This is a genomic window from Desulfosarcina sp. (assembly GCF_033791525.1).
Classification (GTDB): domain Bacteria; phylum Desulfobacterota; class Desulfobacteria; order Desulfobacterales; family Desulfosarcinaceae; genus Desulfosarcina.
Genome location: NZ_JASJGN010000144.1, coordinates 1 through 13,197 on the forward strand (window position 1 = coordinate 1; position 13,197 = coordinate 13,197).

General features: G+C 50.4%; 14 protein-coding genes. 5 read left to right on the forward strand and 9 right to left on the reverse strand.

Annotation, left to right across the window (positions count from 1 at the left end):
- On the forward strand, positions 1 to 702 hold a 702-nt coding region (locus QNK41_RS06650), incomplete at its 5' end, for an alpha/beta fold hydrolase (RefSeq protein WP_319255019.1).
- Positions 703 to 794: 92 nt separating this feature from the next.
- Here QNK41_RS06650 and QNK41_RS06655 read toward each other — a convergent pair.
- Together QNK41_RS06655 and QNK41_RS06665 are read right to left on the reverse strand one after the other, a co-directional pair.
- A complete protein-coding gene (locus tag QNK41_RS06655) occupies positions 795 to 1,805 on the reverse strand; it encodes a TIGR00266 family protein (protein ID WP_413815124.1) in 1,011 nt (336 codons plus the stop codon).
- A gap of 191 nt (positions 1,806 to 1,996) precedes the next feature.
- Entirely contained in the window at positions 1,997 to 2,722 is a 726-nt protein-coding gene (locus QNK41_RS06665) for a tellurite resistance TerB family protein (RefSeq protein ID WP_319255021.1), read from the reverse strand.
- 154 nt (positions 2,723 to 2,876) lie between these two features.
- On the opposite strand from QNK41_RS06665, the gene tsaA reads away from it, so the two are divergent.
- The 3 genes from tsaA to QNK41_RS06680 all read left to right on the forward strand — a co-directional run bounded on the left by tsaA (position 2,877) and on the right by QNK41_RS06680 (position 6,026).
- Positions 2,877 to 3,596, forward strand: coding sequence for a tRNA (N6-threonylcarbamoyladenosine(37)-N6)-methyltransferase TrmO (gene tsaA, locus QNK41_RS06670; protein ID WP_319255023.1), 720 nt, complete (start codon positions 2,877 to 2,879; stop codon positions 3,594 to 3,596).
- A 99-nt stretch (positions 3,597 to 3,695) separates the two neighbouring features.
- Positions 3,696 to 4,148, forward strand: a complete 453-nt coding sequence (rpiB, locus tag QNK41_RS06675) for a ribose 5-phosphate isomerase B (protein WP_319255025.1) — start codon at positions 3,696 to 3,698, stop codon at positions 4,146 to 4,148.
- Positions 4,149 to 4,967: 819 nt separating this feature from the next.
- Positions 4,968 to 6,026 carry a homocysteine S-methyltransferase family protein gene (locus QNK41_RS06680; protein ID WP_319255027.1) on the forward strand — a complete coding sequence of 353 codons (1,059 nt, stop codon included), beginning with the start codon at positions 4,968 to 4,970 and terminating at the stop codon, positions 6,024 to 6,026.
- Positions 6,027 to 6,472: 446 nt separating this feature from the next.
- Here the strand turns inward: QNK41_RS06680 and QNK41_RS06685 are convergent, their stop codons facing one another.
- From QNK41_RS06685 to QNK41_RS06710, 6 genes are all read right to left on the reverse strand, one after another.
- Positions 6,473 to 6,868, reverse strand: a complete 396-nt coding sequence (locus QNK41_RS06685; RefSeq protein WP_319255029.1) for a response regulator — start codon at positions 6,866 to 6,868, stop codon at positions 6,473 to 6,475.
- An 876-nt stretch (positions 6,869 to 7,744) separates the two neighbouring features.
- A complete protein-coding gene (gene rsmA / locus QNK41_RS06690) occupies positions 7,745 to 8,590 on the reverse strand; it encodes a 16S rRNA (adenine(1518)-N(6)/adenine(1519)-N(6))-dimethyltransferase RsmA (RefSeq protein WP_319255031.1) in 846 nt (281 codons plus the stop codon).
- Positions 8,587 to 9,105 (reverse strand): DUF2062 domain-containing protein, encoded by a 519-nt coding sequence (locus QNK41_RS06695; protein ID WP_319255033.1) that lies wholly within the window; start codon positions 9,103 to 9,105, stop codon positions 8,587 to 8,589. Before QNK41_RS06695 ends, rsmA begins: the two co-directional genes overlap by 4 nt.
- A 77-nt stretch (positions 9,106 to 9,182) precedes the next feature.
- Positions 9,183 to 9,644, reverse strand: coding sequence for an SsrA-binding protein SmpB (gene smpB / locus QNK41_RS06700; RefSeq protein WP_319255035.1), 462 nt, complete (start codon positions 9,642 to 9,644; stop codon positions 9,183 to 9,185).
- 4 nt (positions 9,645 to 9,648) lie between these two features.
- The gene (gene ptsP / locus QNK41_RS06705) at positions 9,649 to 11,427 is read right to left on the reverse strand and encodes a phosphoenolpyruvate--protein phosphotransferase (protein WP_319255037.1); all 1,779 of its coding nucleotides are present in this window, start codon (positions 11,425 to 11,427) and stop codon (positions 9,649 to 9,651) included.
- 6 nt (positions 11,428 to 11,433) lie between these two features.
- The gene (locus tag QNK41_RS06710) at positions 11,434 to 11,706 is read right to left on the reverse strand and encodes an HPr family phosphocarrier protein (RefSeq protein WP_319255039.1); all 273 of its coding nucleotides are present in this window, start codon (positions 11,704 to 11,706) and stop codon (positions 11,434 to 11,436) included.
- Between the two features lie 299 nt (positions 11,707 to 12,005).
- Here QNK41_RS06710 and uxx1 point away from each other — a divergent pair, with 299 nt between their 5' ends.
- Complete coding sequence (uxx1, locus tag QNK41_RS06715; RefSeq protein ID WP_319255040.1) at positions 12,006 to 12,224, forward strand: UXX-star selenoprotein family 1; 219 nt, start codon at positions 12,006 to 12,008, stop codon at positions 12,222 to 12,224.
- Between the two features lie 371 nt (positions 12,225 to 12,595).
- Here the strand turns inward: uxx1 and QNK41_RS06720 are convergent, their stop codons facing one another.
- Positions 12,596 to 13,114, reverse strand: a complete 519-nt coding sequence (locus QNK41_RS06720; protein WP_319255042.1) for a hypothetical protein — start codon at positions 13,112 to 13,114, stop codon at positions 12,596 to 12,598.
- Positions 13,115 to 13,197: the final 83 nt, after the last annotated feature.

Here is a 13,197-nt window from a genome sequence, read left to right on the forward strand (position 1 = left end):
TTCAGCCGCGGTTTCGATGTATTCCGCCTGAACCTGCGGGACCACGGCCGCAGTCACCACCTGAACACCGGAATTTTCTACGCGGTGCTACTTGACGAAGTGTTCGATGCCGTCCGCCAGATCAGCCAGGCAGAACATGGAGAGCCGGTGTTGCTTGCCGGATTCTCCCTGGGCGGCAATTTTGCCCTGCGAATCGCCCGGCGCTGCGCCATGCAACCCATCGACGATCTGAAGCAGATCATCAGCATCAGCCCCGTGCTGAATCCGGACAAGGCCACGGACCGTATCGACAACAGCCGGTTTATTCTGAAATACTTTCTGAAAAAATGGCGCCGCTCCCTGGCTGTCAAACAGTGTTTGTTCCCGGAACACTATGACTTTTCAGCCATCATGGACGTGGGCAATATCCGAGAGATGACCGAACGGCTCCTGGCACGATACAGCGCTTATGACAGCGCCAGATCCTACTTCAACGATTATACGCTCATCAACAACGACCTTCAGGGAATCACCACCCCCACCACCATCATCACTGCCGAAGACGACCCCATTATTCCTGTGGAAGATTTTTACGACCTGCACACCAGCCCTGCGACCCGCCTGATCGTCCAGCCCTATGGCGGACATAACGGTTTTCTGGAAGGGTGGCGACTCAACGGGTGGTATGAGAAGGTAATGGTAGAAGCGTTCACGAATGCCTGATTAGTGAATTGGCGAATTAAGGAATTGGGGATTGGAGGCAGTATTGAACTTTGCCAATCCCCTAATCCCTGAATTCCTTAATCCCGCAATTACTAAAACCGGTTGTCACCGTCGATCAGCCCGCCTAACGACCCCATGAGGGATCCTTCGCCCCGGCTGCCACCGCGCTGGGGAGCGGCCTGGAGCATCCGGCCGGCCAGCCGCGAGAAGGGCAGGGATTGGAGCCAAATCCTGCCGGGCCCGTGAAGGGTCGCGAAAAAGAGTCCCTCGCCGCCGAACAGGGCCGTCTTGATGTTGCCCGCCTGGCGGATATCGAAGTTCACGGTTTTTTCCAGGGCCACGATGCAGCCGGTGTCCACATCCAGCACCTCGCCAGGCTTGAGCTGGCGCTCCACCACGGTGCCGCCGGCATGCACGAAAACCATGCCGTCCCCCTCCAGTTTCTGCATAATGAAACCTTCGCCGCCGAAGAGACCGGTCAGGATTTTTTTCTGCAGGTGGATGCCGATGGAAACCCCCTTGGCCGCACACAAGAAGCTGTCCTTCTGACAGATCAGGCAGCCATTGACGCTGGTCAGGGGTACGGGAATGATGTTGCCCGGATAAGGGGCACCGAATGCCACGTGGCCCTTGCCCTGGCCCGTGTGGGTGAACACGGTCATAAAAAGGCCTTCCCCGGTAAGCAGTCTTTTACCCGCCCCCATGAGCTTGTCCATGAATCCGCCGCCGCCACTGGAAGGCGCCGAGGCATCCCCGAATACGGTCTGCATCTCGATGGTGCTGTCCTTGTACATCATGGCGCCGGCCTCGGCCACGGCACTTTCACCGGGGTCCAGTTCCACCTCGACGAACTGCATCTCGGCCCCGAAAATCTTGAAGTCGATTTCGTCCGCACCTGCAGGGCGGGAAGCTGCCGGTGGCGGTGTGGGCACCGGAACACCGAGTGCCGGATTGAGTTCAGCGATGCTGGCGATGGGCTCCCACTCGGCAAACCCGTCCCGCCACGCGAATCCGTTGGGATTCTGCCGGGCCTGGCCGATGGCCTGGGAGAGATCCATGGGGCCGACTTGATTGCCGTCAAAGCTCAGATACCATTGGGTCATTTAGGGGACCTCCTAATTAAAAAAAAGGGTTCAAGGATTCGAGGGAACGGGGAAAAAGCGAACCGCAGAATGTCCAATATCCAATCACGAATGTCGAAGGCGTGGTTCGCTGTGCGATGTCGATGATTAAAAAGACAGGATTCCTTTTCTTCCCTTGATAATCCTAAAATCCTCGACCCCTTGGACCCTCCTCAACACAGTTCCAGGCTACGCTGGATTTGTTCAACTGTCGATTCATCCAGCCCCAGCCGGCTGGCCAGGGTACTCATGTACCGGCGTTCCTTTTCTGTGTCCACCTCGATGGCCATCAGGGACACGGTGTAAACCTGCCGGGCCAGTTCCGGGCGGTTGACATTGCCGACGATTGTTTCCAGATCCGCCGGTGAAAGCAGTTCCTGGACGACAAAGGCGTGCTCCTCCGGTGAGAGATCGACGGCCTGCAGACGTTTCAGGATATTGTCCCGCTCCGCCTGATCGATGACGCCGTCGGCATTGGCCGCGGCAATCATGGCCTGAATCAGAATCACCGCCTCTGGGTTGCCGGCCGGGTCGTCGGCCACCGGTGGAGGAGGCACAGACGCCGGTTTCCCCGGCATGGGCGGCGGTGGCGGAGCGGCCGACGCCCTTTCCATAACCGGTGGAGATGGCGGAGCCGAACCGGGAATGGGCGGCGGTGTCCCGGGTGTTTGGGGTAAGGGGCCTGCACCCTGGGATTTATTCATGTAATGCTCAACGGCTTCCATGGCCACACCCAGGACCCCCAGGGCGGCGCCACCTGACATCAGGCCCCCAAGCCCCCCCCGGCTGCCCCGGGTGCTGCTGCGGATTAATCCGCCGAGTAGTTTTTCCGGATTAAACATCATTGTCTCCCCGTAAATGATGGGTATTGAGAAAAGCATCAATAGCGGCAGATCCACGTCGCCTGCTGAATCGAATTCTGAAGGAGGGCCGGCGACCTGTCAAGGTTAAATTGGTTCAACACCCCCGCTCTGTTCATAGACGCCAGGGTATGCTATCAACACGATCGAATTGTTGCCTGAAAACAGCCGTTCAGCTAAAATTGAGGCCTTTATGGACACGGATTTCGTCTTTCATCCCATTGGCATTGTCCACTCATGCTTTACCGAAAAATTCGGCATTCCGCGTCAGCCGCGACTGGTTCCTGCCGCCCGTGCCACCATCGAAATTCTGCCGCCCTATGATCGGGACGAAGCGTTCAGGGGGCTCAGTGACTTTTCGCATGTATGGATCGTTTTTGTCTTTCATGGTATCGGCGCCAAAAAGTGGCAGCCCACCGTTCGGCCGCCACGGCTGGGAGGCAACACGCGAATCGGTGTGTTTGCCAGCCGGTCCGGATTCCGTCCCAATCCCATCGGCATGTCCAGCGTAACCCTTGAAGGCGTCCGCCGGGAGCATGGTAAATTGCTGCTGGACGTGGCCGGTATCGACATGCTGGATCAAACCCCCGTTCTGGACATCAAACCCTATCTGCCCTATGCGGATTCGATTCCTGATGCGAACGGTGGCTATGCATCCGATCGGCCCCGACCGTCGATCTCAATTGAATTTTCGAACCAGGGACGGTGTGCCAGTGCCGAGGCGGAAAAAACCTATCCGGGGTTCACTGAACTGGTCGTCCAGGTGCTCCGCGCCGACCCTCGTCCCGCCTACATGGAAAACCACTCCGATAAAACAGAATTCGGCCTGCGGCTGTATGACCGCAATATTCGATGGTCCGTCCGTCCGGGTACCATCGTCGTTGATTCCATAGAGAAGGCTTCTGCCAGATAGGATACGACCTGAGGGCGGCATCCTCAGATCATTTAAGCGTTTTTTCGCCTCACCTCACTAAAACCCCATAATTCAAAGGTTCGTTAATTGGGAATTAAAATGAGAATTGCAATTGCAGCAGACCATGCTGGGTACCACTTAAAGAAAAAGCTCAAGGGATATCTCAAGGATGAGGGATATAGTGTCTATGATTTTGGAACTGATAGTGACATGTCAGTAGATTACCCTGATTACATATGCCCTGCTGCGAGAAGTGTTGCTGAAGGAAAGCAACATCTCGGCATTGTAATTGGTGGCAGCGGCAACGGTGAAGCTATGGCTGCAAATAAAATTAAAGGTATTCGATGTGCCCTCTGCTTTAATGACGAAAGTGCTCGACTCGCAAAGGAGCACAATGATGCAAATATGATTTCCATAGGTGCCCGGATGGTAAGTCAACTTACGGCGATCAGCATTGTGGAGACTTGGCTGCAATCCAAATTTGAAGGCGGCCGGCATCTCCAAAGAATAGAAAAACTCAACAAACTTGGCGAACAATCAAGTCAATACTGACCTCAATACCTTGCGCGGTTTGGTTTAGTGTCGATCCACAAATGGCCAAGTTGCCTGATATCTGCGTTATGCTCAAAATTTTATCCTCTGAATATCAACCATATACCTGCGGTTAAATTTTTCGCATGCCTTGATCTCAACCCAATTTGCCTATTTCTGGATGGACACTAGTTTAGGTTCTCAAGCTGCTCAGAAGGCACCGGAAAATCAATCAGTCATTGCTGAAATGAGATCAATGGCATTAATAGTGCTTCGGGACACTTGACATGAATCGTAATATTTCTTGAAAGTGCGGCCCTATCTTTGCTTTTTATTGGCCCCTCCCAAATACCCGACACAGGAATTCTTGGAATCGACGAAGAACCTGAGCGAATTTTGTTTTATGGGGGTTCAGGATTACTTGCTGGCTTATTTGGGTTAGTCTCACTAGGCAGCGGTACCTACCTTTGCATGATTCGGTTCGCGGGTATACCCAGCGTCCAGCGACACCTCATCTTGGCTATAATGGTATTGGTTTTGGTCGCAGTGACACTCACTTCGGTGATTCGATTCAATCTATCCTGATTAGACGGATTTTATAAATGCTAATATTTAGCCCAGTTTATTCTCCTCTTCTAACTTGAATAAAATATTTAGCTAAATTTTTAAATAAAGAATTTGATAATGCTATTTTAAGTGCTTAACATCGTACTATAAAATACCACATTGTATCATTTTTGTAGGATTAACGGCTCAAAAATGAGCTCGTCTTTTATGACCACATAGTGGTTTGATTTAAAGTCAATCACAGGTCGTTGATCAGTGATTATAGGGGGTTATATGAAAAGAGACTTATTGCAAAGATTAGAAACGTCTGGAGTTGTTTGTGCTGAAGGGTATTTATTTGAAATGGAGAGACGAGGCTATCTCACAGCCGGTGAATTTGTTCCGGAAGTAGCATTGGATAACCCAGAAGCCCTGAAGTCGCTCCATAAAGACTTTCAACATGCAGGCTCGGACGTTGTTGTAGCTTTTACGTATAATGGGCATAGAGAAAAAATGCGTGTAATAGGCAAGGAAGATCTATTGGAACCTTTAAATCGTGCTGCCTTAAAGATCGCAAACGATGTTGCCGCAGATGTTCCTGAAGGTTCGGAACCGAATTTAGTAGCTGGTAACATATCCAATTCCAATATTTGGAACCCAGATGATTCGAGTAGTCAAAAGCAAGTTAGAGAAATGTTTTCAGAAATGGTTCAGTGGGCAGTAGATGAAGGTGTGGATTATTTCATTGGGGAAACCTTCTATTATGCTGGCGAAGCCTTTGCAGCTCTGGAGGCCATTCAACAATCAAATAAACCTGCCGTAATCACCATTGCCCCTATGGGAGAAAATATTCTTAGAGACCAATGGGATATAATAGATGCCTGTAAGGAGCTTGAACAGCGTGGGGCTGATGTTGTCGGTATGAACTGTTTTAGAGGTCCTAATACAATGATGCCATATCTAAGGAAAATACGAGAATCTTTATCGGGTCATATGGCGGCACTACCGATTCCCTATCGTACAACAGAACTGCAACCAACATTTTTCAATCTTGACGATAATAACGGAATCAGTGTTTCTTCTCCTCATGGAAGAACCTTTCCAACTGCCTTGGATCCTCTTTATTGTAACCGCTATGAGATAAGGAAATTTGCAGAAGATGCTTGGAACAACAATATCCGCTATTTGGGAGTATGCTGTGGTGCGGCACCAATTCACATACGTGAGGTAGCCGAGGCAATGGGCAAAACACCGATTGCTAGCAGATATTCTGAGAATATGAAAAAGCATTTCATGTACGGTACAGATGAGAGTCTTCCAGAGCACATTACCAGTTATGGTGATAAAGCCTGATTAGACAAGCCGATTAATTAATCCAATTGAAATACGGATGGGTGATGAAATCGGGCATCTAATCATTTATGATGCCTCCAACACATTGCAGTTATATAATAATTGCTGTTTTCTTTTGGACATTTCAGGTTATGATAAAGATCGCAGAACTAATATTGATGAACTCGTAAAAAGTCGAAATTTCGGTTTTGTTGTCGTCCCCGCGAAGGCGGGGATCCAGTATTAACAGGTAGTTATAGATTCCCGCCTTCGCGGGAATGACATGACAGGTGACTTTTTACGAATCCGTCAATATTGTCGCAATGTAACACAACCGGAAAGCATCATCGAAGATATTTAAAAATCGGTGTGTAATCGACAACTACGCGGCATACTGCCGAATCCCAATATCAGTATCGTAGTTTTTCTCTCGCCACTGCGCGAACAGCAAGTGCACTGCCTTCGTGCTAACTGGCGTATTTTATCCCTTCTGATGGCAGAATAGTTGAAATTTCACCCCTTAGAACCTCAATTCTAAGCGGCTTAAAGAGGGCCTGATTAATTTCGCTATCGGGGAGCCTTGGTAGAATTACGTCAGGTGAATCGCCGGTGAAGGCAACGATTGGCACTTCGGGTTTAAGCGCCTTGATGTGACGAGCAAGTTCCCAGCCGTCCATTTGTGGAATGTTGATGTCAGTCAGCACTAAATGAATACTATCATTGTTTTTCATACAGACGAGCGCTTCGATCCCATCCTGGGCTGCAATGGTCGCGTAACCCAGAGTTGAAAGCATCAAGCAGACTACATCTCTTATTAAATCATCATCATCCACAACAAGTATACTTGCTTTTGAAATCGTCACAATGATTTTTACCTCCGCTTACGGTCCTTATTATGGATGCCGGCATGTTGAAGCTTAAAGCCGGCTTGCTGATGAGCGTATTTGGATTTCTCTCACCAACTAATGGACCTTAATTTTTAACCATCCTGCTGTAGTTTGATTCTGCAACGATAAAAGGGGTTGAGTCTGCGCCTATCCCACTCGCATAAGGCGGAGAGTGCATATGTTGCTGAAGCTTTTGAATTGCGATTATTTTCTTGCAGTCCTGTATACACAAATCCTTGGGCATGTGACGCTTTGAACATGTCCTACATGGTGAAGATATCATCCCTCCTCCTTTGGATAGCGTATAATTCTAATGAGAAAGCAATGTGAGGGCAAACGGCAAAAATGAACGCAGGACTGACATTAAATGATTGATGCGTTATCGGTGATGGTGGGATACGTTAAGCTATAACCGCTGGAGCCATGATTGAAGTCCACCTCCCTTTAATATTTAGATAGTGCCCATCCATAAATGACCAATTTGCCCGATATCTGCGTTTTTTGAAAAATTTTATCCTCAGAATATCAAACATATGCACCCCAAGGGCACTTCCTTCGGGGCGCCTGCGGTAAAATTTTTCGCAAGCCTTGATCTCGACCCAATTTGCCTATTTCTGGACGGACACTAGATAATTGAACGACCACAACAGGACAAGATGGGATAATCAAGGGGATAGTGCGGGGGAAAAACCCTTATTAAAGAATGCTTTTGAAATATGGCCGCAGGTTAATACGATTGTCGATTCTCTTGAACCAGCAGCTGTTGGTGGGGCTAAGAAAACTGACGTTGCTATCCCTATACACGAGGCTGTATGCAGGGTCGTAATAAACGTCCAAACCATATGGCACGATTTACCAATAGGTACCAATCACGTTGCTTAAACGGACAAATTCCGCCACGGAAAGACTCTCCGCCCGCCGCTTGGGATCGATTTGAGCCTCTGCAAGCAGCCGTTCGCATGTGCTTGGCACCAGATCGAGATCGCTCTGGGACAGCGCGTTTCTCAGGGTCTTGCGCCGCTTGCCGAAAGCCGCCTTGACCACACGAAAAAGAAGGGCTTCGTCACCGGCTAGAAAGGGCGGTGGACTGGCAAACCGGATGCCGATCACAGTGGAATCCACCTTGGGGGCAGGAAAAAACAAGGGCGCCCGCACCTGCATCAGCACCTGCGTGTGTGCACAATACCCCAGCATGACGGACAGTCGGCCGTAGTCTTTGGATCCGGGACCGGCGCAGATGCGCTGGGCCATCTCTTTCTGCAGCATGAGTACCGCCCGGTCGATCCGGCTTCGGGCGTGGATCAACTGGACGACCACCTGGGATGAAATATTATAAGGAAGGTTGCCCAAAACCACCAACCGCCGGCTGGCGTCGCGGGCGATCGCGTTCAGGTCCACCCGGAGAATGTCAGCTTCCCGAATCTCGACATTATCGATGTCGGCGGCCAGCAGCTCGGTCCTGAGCAGATCGATGATTCGGCCGTCCTTGTCCACGGCAATGACCCGGCTGGCAACCGCCGCCGCGGGAATGGTCATGGCCCCCAGACCGGGCCCGATCTCCAGCACGACATCATCGCCGGCGATACCGGCTTTGTTCACGATGGCCCGGGCCACGTTGGGGTCGTTAAGAAAATTCTGCCCCAGCTGCTTCTTGGCCTGGATGTTCCAGGCGGTCAGCAGCGCCCGCGGCGATGTCATGGCCGCGGCCTTGAATCGGTATCGACCTGCCGGGCCCGGCGTCGGATGGTAATGAATATGCGAAAGGTGATGAAATAGGCCGCTGCGCCGAGAACCGCCCCGATGACCACACCGCCGACGATCATGGCCCAGGTGACCTCCAGCCCCAGGTCCATCAGCTGGGAGAATGAGTCAAAGGCGATGCTATCCAGTGTTTTCTGGTATCCCAACAGCATGCAGCCCAGCTTGTAGTTGGCATAATAAACCACAGGGATGGTAAGCGGGTTACTCAGCCATGTGCCCAGCACCGCCGCCGATTTACTTCCCCGAACCAGAAAGGCCAGGGCAATGGCAACGATGGTCTGCAGGGGAATGATCGGCGTGATGGATACGAAAACACCCACCGCCATACCCAGAGCGATAAAGTGGGGGTTGCCCTCCAGCTGGCGCATACGGACCAGCATCTGGCTTAAGCGTTCCCGGGGGCCCGTGAACGCAGGCGGTTTTTTCTTGTATCGGTGATGCGTTGAATTCATGGTTCTGGCGACCATCCCTGCACCCAAGGCCCGAATCGTCCTGATCGGAGGGGCCGAGTATGGTCCTGTTTCCGGTATCATCGGTTATTTTTTCGTTCCCGATCCAGCTCCCGCTTCTGGTCGCGGCGCCGGATGGTTTCGCGCTTGTCGTGACTCTGCTTGCCCCTGGCCAGTGCCAGGCTGAGTTTGGCCTTTCCCCCCCTGAAATAGAGCCTCAGCGGAATGAGCGAATACCCCTTTTCATTGACCTTGCCATACAGCTTTTTGATTTCGTAGTCGTGCAGCAAAAGTTTTCTGGGACGCAGGGGGTTGTGATTGTCGAAGTAGGCGAAGGGATAGGCGCCGATATGAATCTGGTAGACGAAAACCTCGCCATTTTTGATGCGGGCGTAGGAATCCTTGAGGTTGGCCTTGCCCATCCGCAGGGATTTGACCTCGGTGCCGGCCAGCACGATCCCGGCTTCATACTTGTCTTCGATAATGTAATTGTGTCGGGCCTTGCGGTTCTCCGCCACCACTTTGATCGGTTGCTTTTCCACGGGATTACTGCTCCTGTTGTTCGGGCTCGATGTGCGAAACGACGGTACCGAAGTGTCGCTCCACCAGCTCCTGAACCTCGTCAGCGGTGGTCTTGCGCATCACCACATCCATAAAGTCACGCAGATCGGCGGTATTGATTGACCGGATGGCGTTCTTCACCAGGGGGATAGCCTGGGGGTTCATGCTCAGTTCATCCACCCCCAGCCCAAGCAGAATGGGGGCAAAAAGCGGCTCTCCAGCCATCTCACCGCACATGTAGGTCTTGATGCCTTTTTCCCTGCCCACATCGCAGGTTCGCTTGATCATCCGGAGTATGGCCGGATGCAACGGCTGGTGAAGGTGGGCAACATGCCGGTTGCCCCGGTCGATGGCCAGTGTGTATTGGATCAGGTCGTTGGTGCCAATGCTGAAAAAATCAACCTTTTCGGCCAGAATGTCAGCGGTAACCACTGCCGATGGGACTTCGATCATAATTCCCAGGGGGATATCCCGTTTGTGAGCAACCCCCTGCTGTTCCAGGCATTGGGCAGCCTCGTCCAGCAGATCGATGGTTTGTTCAACCTCTTCGATCCCTGAGATCATGGGAACGAGAATGCGAACCTCCCCGAAGGCCGCGGCCCGCAGGATCGCCCGAAGCTGGGTTTTGAATATATCGGGTTTTTGAAGGCAGTAGCGGATGGCCCGAAGACCCAACGCCGGGTTCAGTTCGTGGCTGTCCCGGATATAATTCACCGCCTTGTCGCCGTTGATATCGAGGGTCCGGATGGTCACCGGCCGATCGCCCATGACGTCGACCACACCTTTGTAGTTGTCGAACAGCATCTCTTCGGTTGGAAAATCCGGACGGCTGAGATATTGAAATTCAGTCCGGTATAAACCGATGCCGTCGCCGCCGTGATCCAGCACGGAAACCACCTCTTCGGGAAGTTCGATGTTGCCCATGACGGAAATTCGGACGCCGTCCTTGGTCCGGGCGGGCAGATGGCTTTTTCTGGCCATCAGCGCTTTTTGAATTTCGTATTGCTCTCTGCGCTCCTCGGTCTCCAGCAGCGTCTTCTCGGTTGGGTTGACCACAACGATGCCGGTCTCGCCGTCCACGATAATAATGTCGTCATTTTTAATTTTCAGCGTGGCGTTGCCCACCCCTAAAACAGCGGGGATTTCAAGCGTCCGGGCAATGATGCTGGTGTGGGAAGCCCGACTGCCACGGTTGGTGACAAATCCCTTGATCCGCTCCAGCTGAATCTGGCTGGTCTCCGCCGGAGACAGGTCCCGGGCCACCAGGATCACCCGCTTGTCGATCCGCCCAATGTCCACCAGGTCCGCACCGACCAGGTTTTCCATGATGCGATCCGACACATGGGTGATATCCTCTGCCCGCTGCTTGAGGTAGTCATCGGACATGTTCTCGAAGATGGGCTTGACCAGGGAAACCACCTTCTTCAGCGCCCACTCGGCATTGACGCGCTCTGTCTCGATCACGTCGATCGTCCGATCATAGAGCATCTTGTCTTCCAGGAGCAGCATGTGGGTCTCTAAAATCTGCGTATGCTGGCGAAGTTCTTCGGGAGTGGTGTCGATGATGCGACGCAGCGCAGTCCGGGCTTTTTTTACCGCCGTCTTGAAGCGGCCCACTTCTGCAGATCGTGATTCATCACGGATCACATACTTTTTGACGACATCCACACCCTCTTTGTCCACCAGGTAGGCTTTACCGATGCATATTCCAGGGGATCCGCCGATGCCCCTGAGGATGATTTCCTGGTGTTCCTGATTTTCCATGAACGGTTATTCTCCAAACCCGGATCGAACCAGTGCCGCGATGCGTTCCAGGGTATTCACATCTGCTTCATCATCGATGCTGACGGTGATCTCCGTGCCCGCGGGGCAGGCAAGTGTCAGGATGTCCAGCATGGATGTGGCGTCTGCCGTGTTGCCGTTTTTCATGATCCATACCCCCCCGCTGGCCTCTCCGGCCAGTTTGGCCATCTTGGCGGCGGATCGCGCATGCAATCCGAGATCATTGACGATCCGAAGGGTTCTGGATTGGGCTGTTGTCATGTTGTCCCTGAATTCTGCCGGTATTCTGGTGGGCAAGGCACCAACTAAGTCGCAATTAACAGCCTGTTAAGGCAGCCTGCGCCGTTTCCTGAATACCGGCCAGTCAGATCTCTCACAAACAAAAAAAGGGAATGATCCCTTTATTCAAACCTAATTTATTTATCAACCGCCGTAACCGATGTCAATGCGTAAACATTGACAATATCGGCCCTTGAGGATATGTTGATTACCATTCAATTCAAACAGGACCTGCACCTATCACCGACTGCCATACCAAAGTTAAAACATGGGAGAAGGCCATGACCGCAAAGGTAACGATCTTCGGTAAAAACTCGTGACCCCATACGTTGGCAGCCCGTGAGGCCTACGCCAGAAAAAACAGATCGGTTGAATACGTCAGTGTGATCGATGATCCCCACGCATTGGAAAAAATGCTGGTGCTCTCCAATGGTCAGCGAAAAATTCCCGTGATTGTCGAAGGTGAACAGATAACGGTGGGTTTCCAGGGAAAAGGGTGAGCCGTTTAAACCCGGCGGCTGGAGGCCGCCCTGAGACATACTTGTGATTCTGCATCTCAATCATAAAATTCCTGTTTCTCATTTCAGAAAATTAAAGACAAATAACAAAATCACAATGACGAAAACGCCAAATTCCAAACAACTATTTGTTGACAACCCTAATTGTGATTTAACTATTTGAAATTTATCTTATATTTGGTGATTGCAATTTGTTGTTTTTGGTTTGTTTGGCCAGGATGTTTTGTCGATGGATGGACGAATGAGCGTCGAATGTTGAGTGAACCCCAATGTTGCATAAACAATATGGAAAAAGATAGCTAACTCAAAGATATTATAATGAAAATAGCCAAGTTTCTACCATTTTCTGGATGTCACCAACGGTGATTTCCAAGAATGGTCATCAAATTTTTTCCAATAATTCCATTTGTAGAATTATGAGATAATATCGAATCGGCATTAACAATTGGAATATTGAATTTATTACCAAGATTTTTAATTAATCCATTTATTTCATCGGGTGCTCTAAATCTAAGTTGATCAAGATCTTTCGCCAACCGAAAAAGAGAATCCGCTTTTTTAAAATTTAGATTCTGATATTCATTTTGAGCATATTTATAAATTGTTCTGGCATCTTCTTGTTCATTATCCTTTTTTGATACAAAAGGAATTTGATCCTTTATATTGCTGGCCAAAGTAGATATTATTATTGGAACATTCTTTTCTCTAACAAGTTCAATGATATCTGTTAAGTTTCCTTCAAATTGATTTATGCCTAGAGAATATGTATCTGATCCCAATCCAATTTCTTGATTTTGAGCCATTCGCGACATTAAAGTACCACTCTTTGTTTTATCCTGAGAAGTGAAAATGGCAATAATATTCTTTAACACATTTCTTACTAATTGTGTGGTTTTGAATTTATTAAGTCTTAATACAAAATTTACAACAGCTCTAGATTTTCAAAGAGATTCCA

What these genes read in the sequence shown, in the direction of transcription:
- QNK41_RS06680 (WP_319255027.1), top strand. Translation starts at nt 4,968, where the DNA reads ATGAAAAGAGACTTATTGCAAAGATTAGAAACGTCTGGAGTTGTTTGT.
- tsaA (WP_319255023.1), top strand. Translation starts at nt 2,877, where the DNA reads ATGGACACGGATTTCGTCTTTCATCCCATTGGCATTGTCCACTCATGC.
- ptsP (WP_319255037.1), bottom strand. Translation starts at nt 11,427, where the DNA reads ATGGAAAATCAGGAACACCAGGAAATCATCCTCAGGGGCATCGGCGGA.
- QNK41_RS06710 (WP_319255039.1), bottom strand. Translation starts at nt 11,706, where the DNA reads ATGACAACAGCCCAATCCAGAACCCTTCGGATCGTCAATGATCTCGGA.
- QNK41_RS06695 (WP_319255033.1), bottom strand. Translation starts at nt 9,105, where the DNA reads ATGAATTCAACGCATCACCGATACAAGAAAAAACCGCCTGCGTTCACG.
- rsmA (WP_319255031.1), bottom strand. Translation starts at nt 8,590, where the DNA reads ATGACATCGCCGCGGGCGCTGCTGACCGCCTGGAACATCCAGGCCAAG.
- QNK41_RS06655 (WP_413815124.1), bottom strand. Translation starts at nt 1,805, where the DNA reads ATGACCCAATGGTATCTGAGCTTTGACGGCAATCAAGTCGGCCCCATG.
- rpiB (WP_319255025.1), top strand. Translation starts at nt 3,696, where the DNA reads ATGAGAATTGCAATTGCAGCAGACCATGCTGGGTACCACTTAAAGAAA.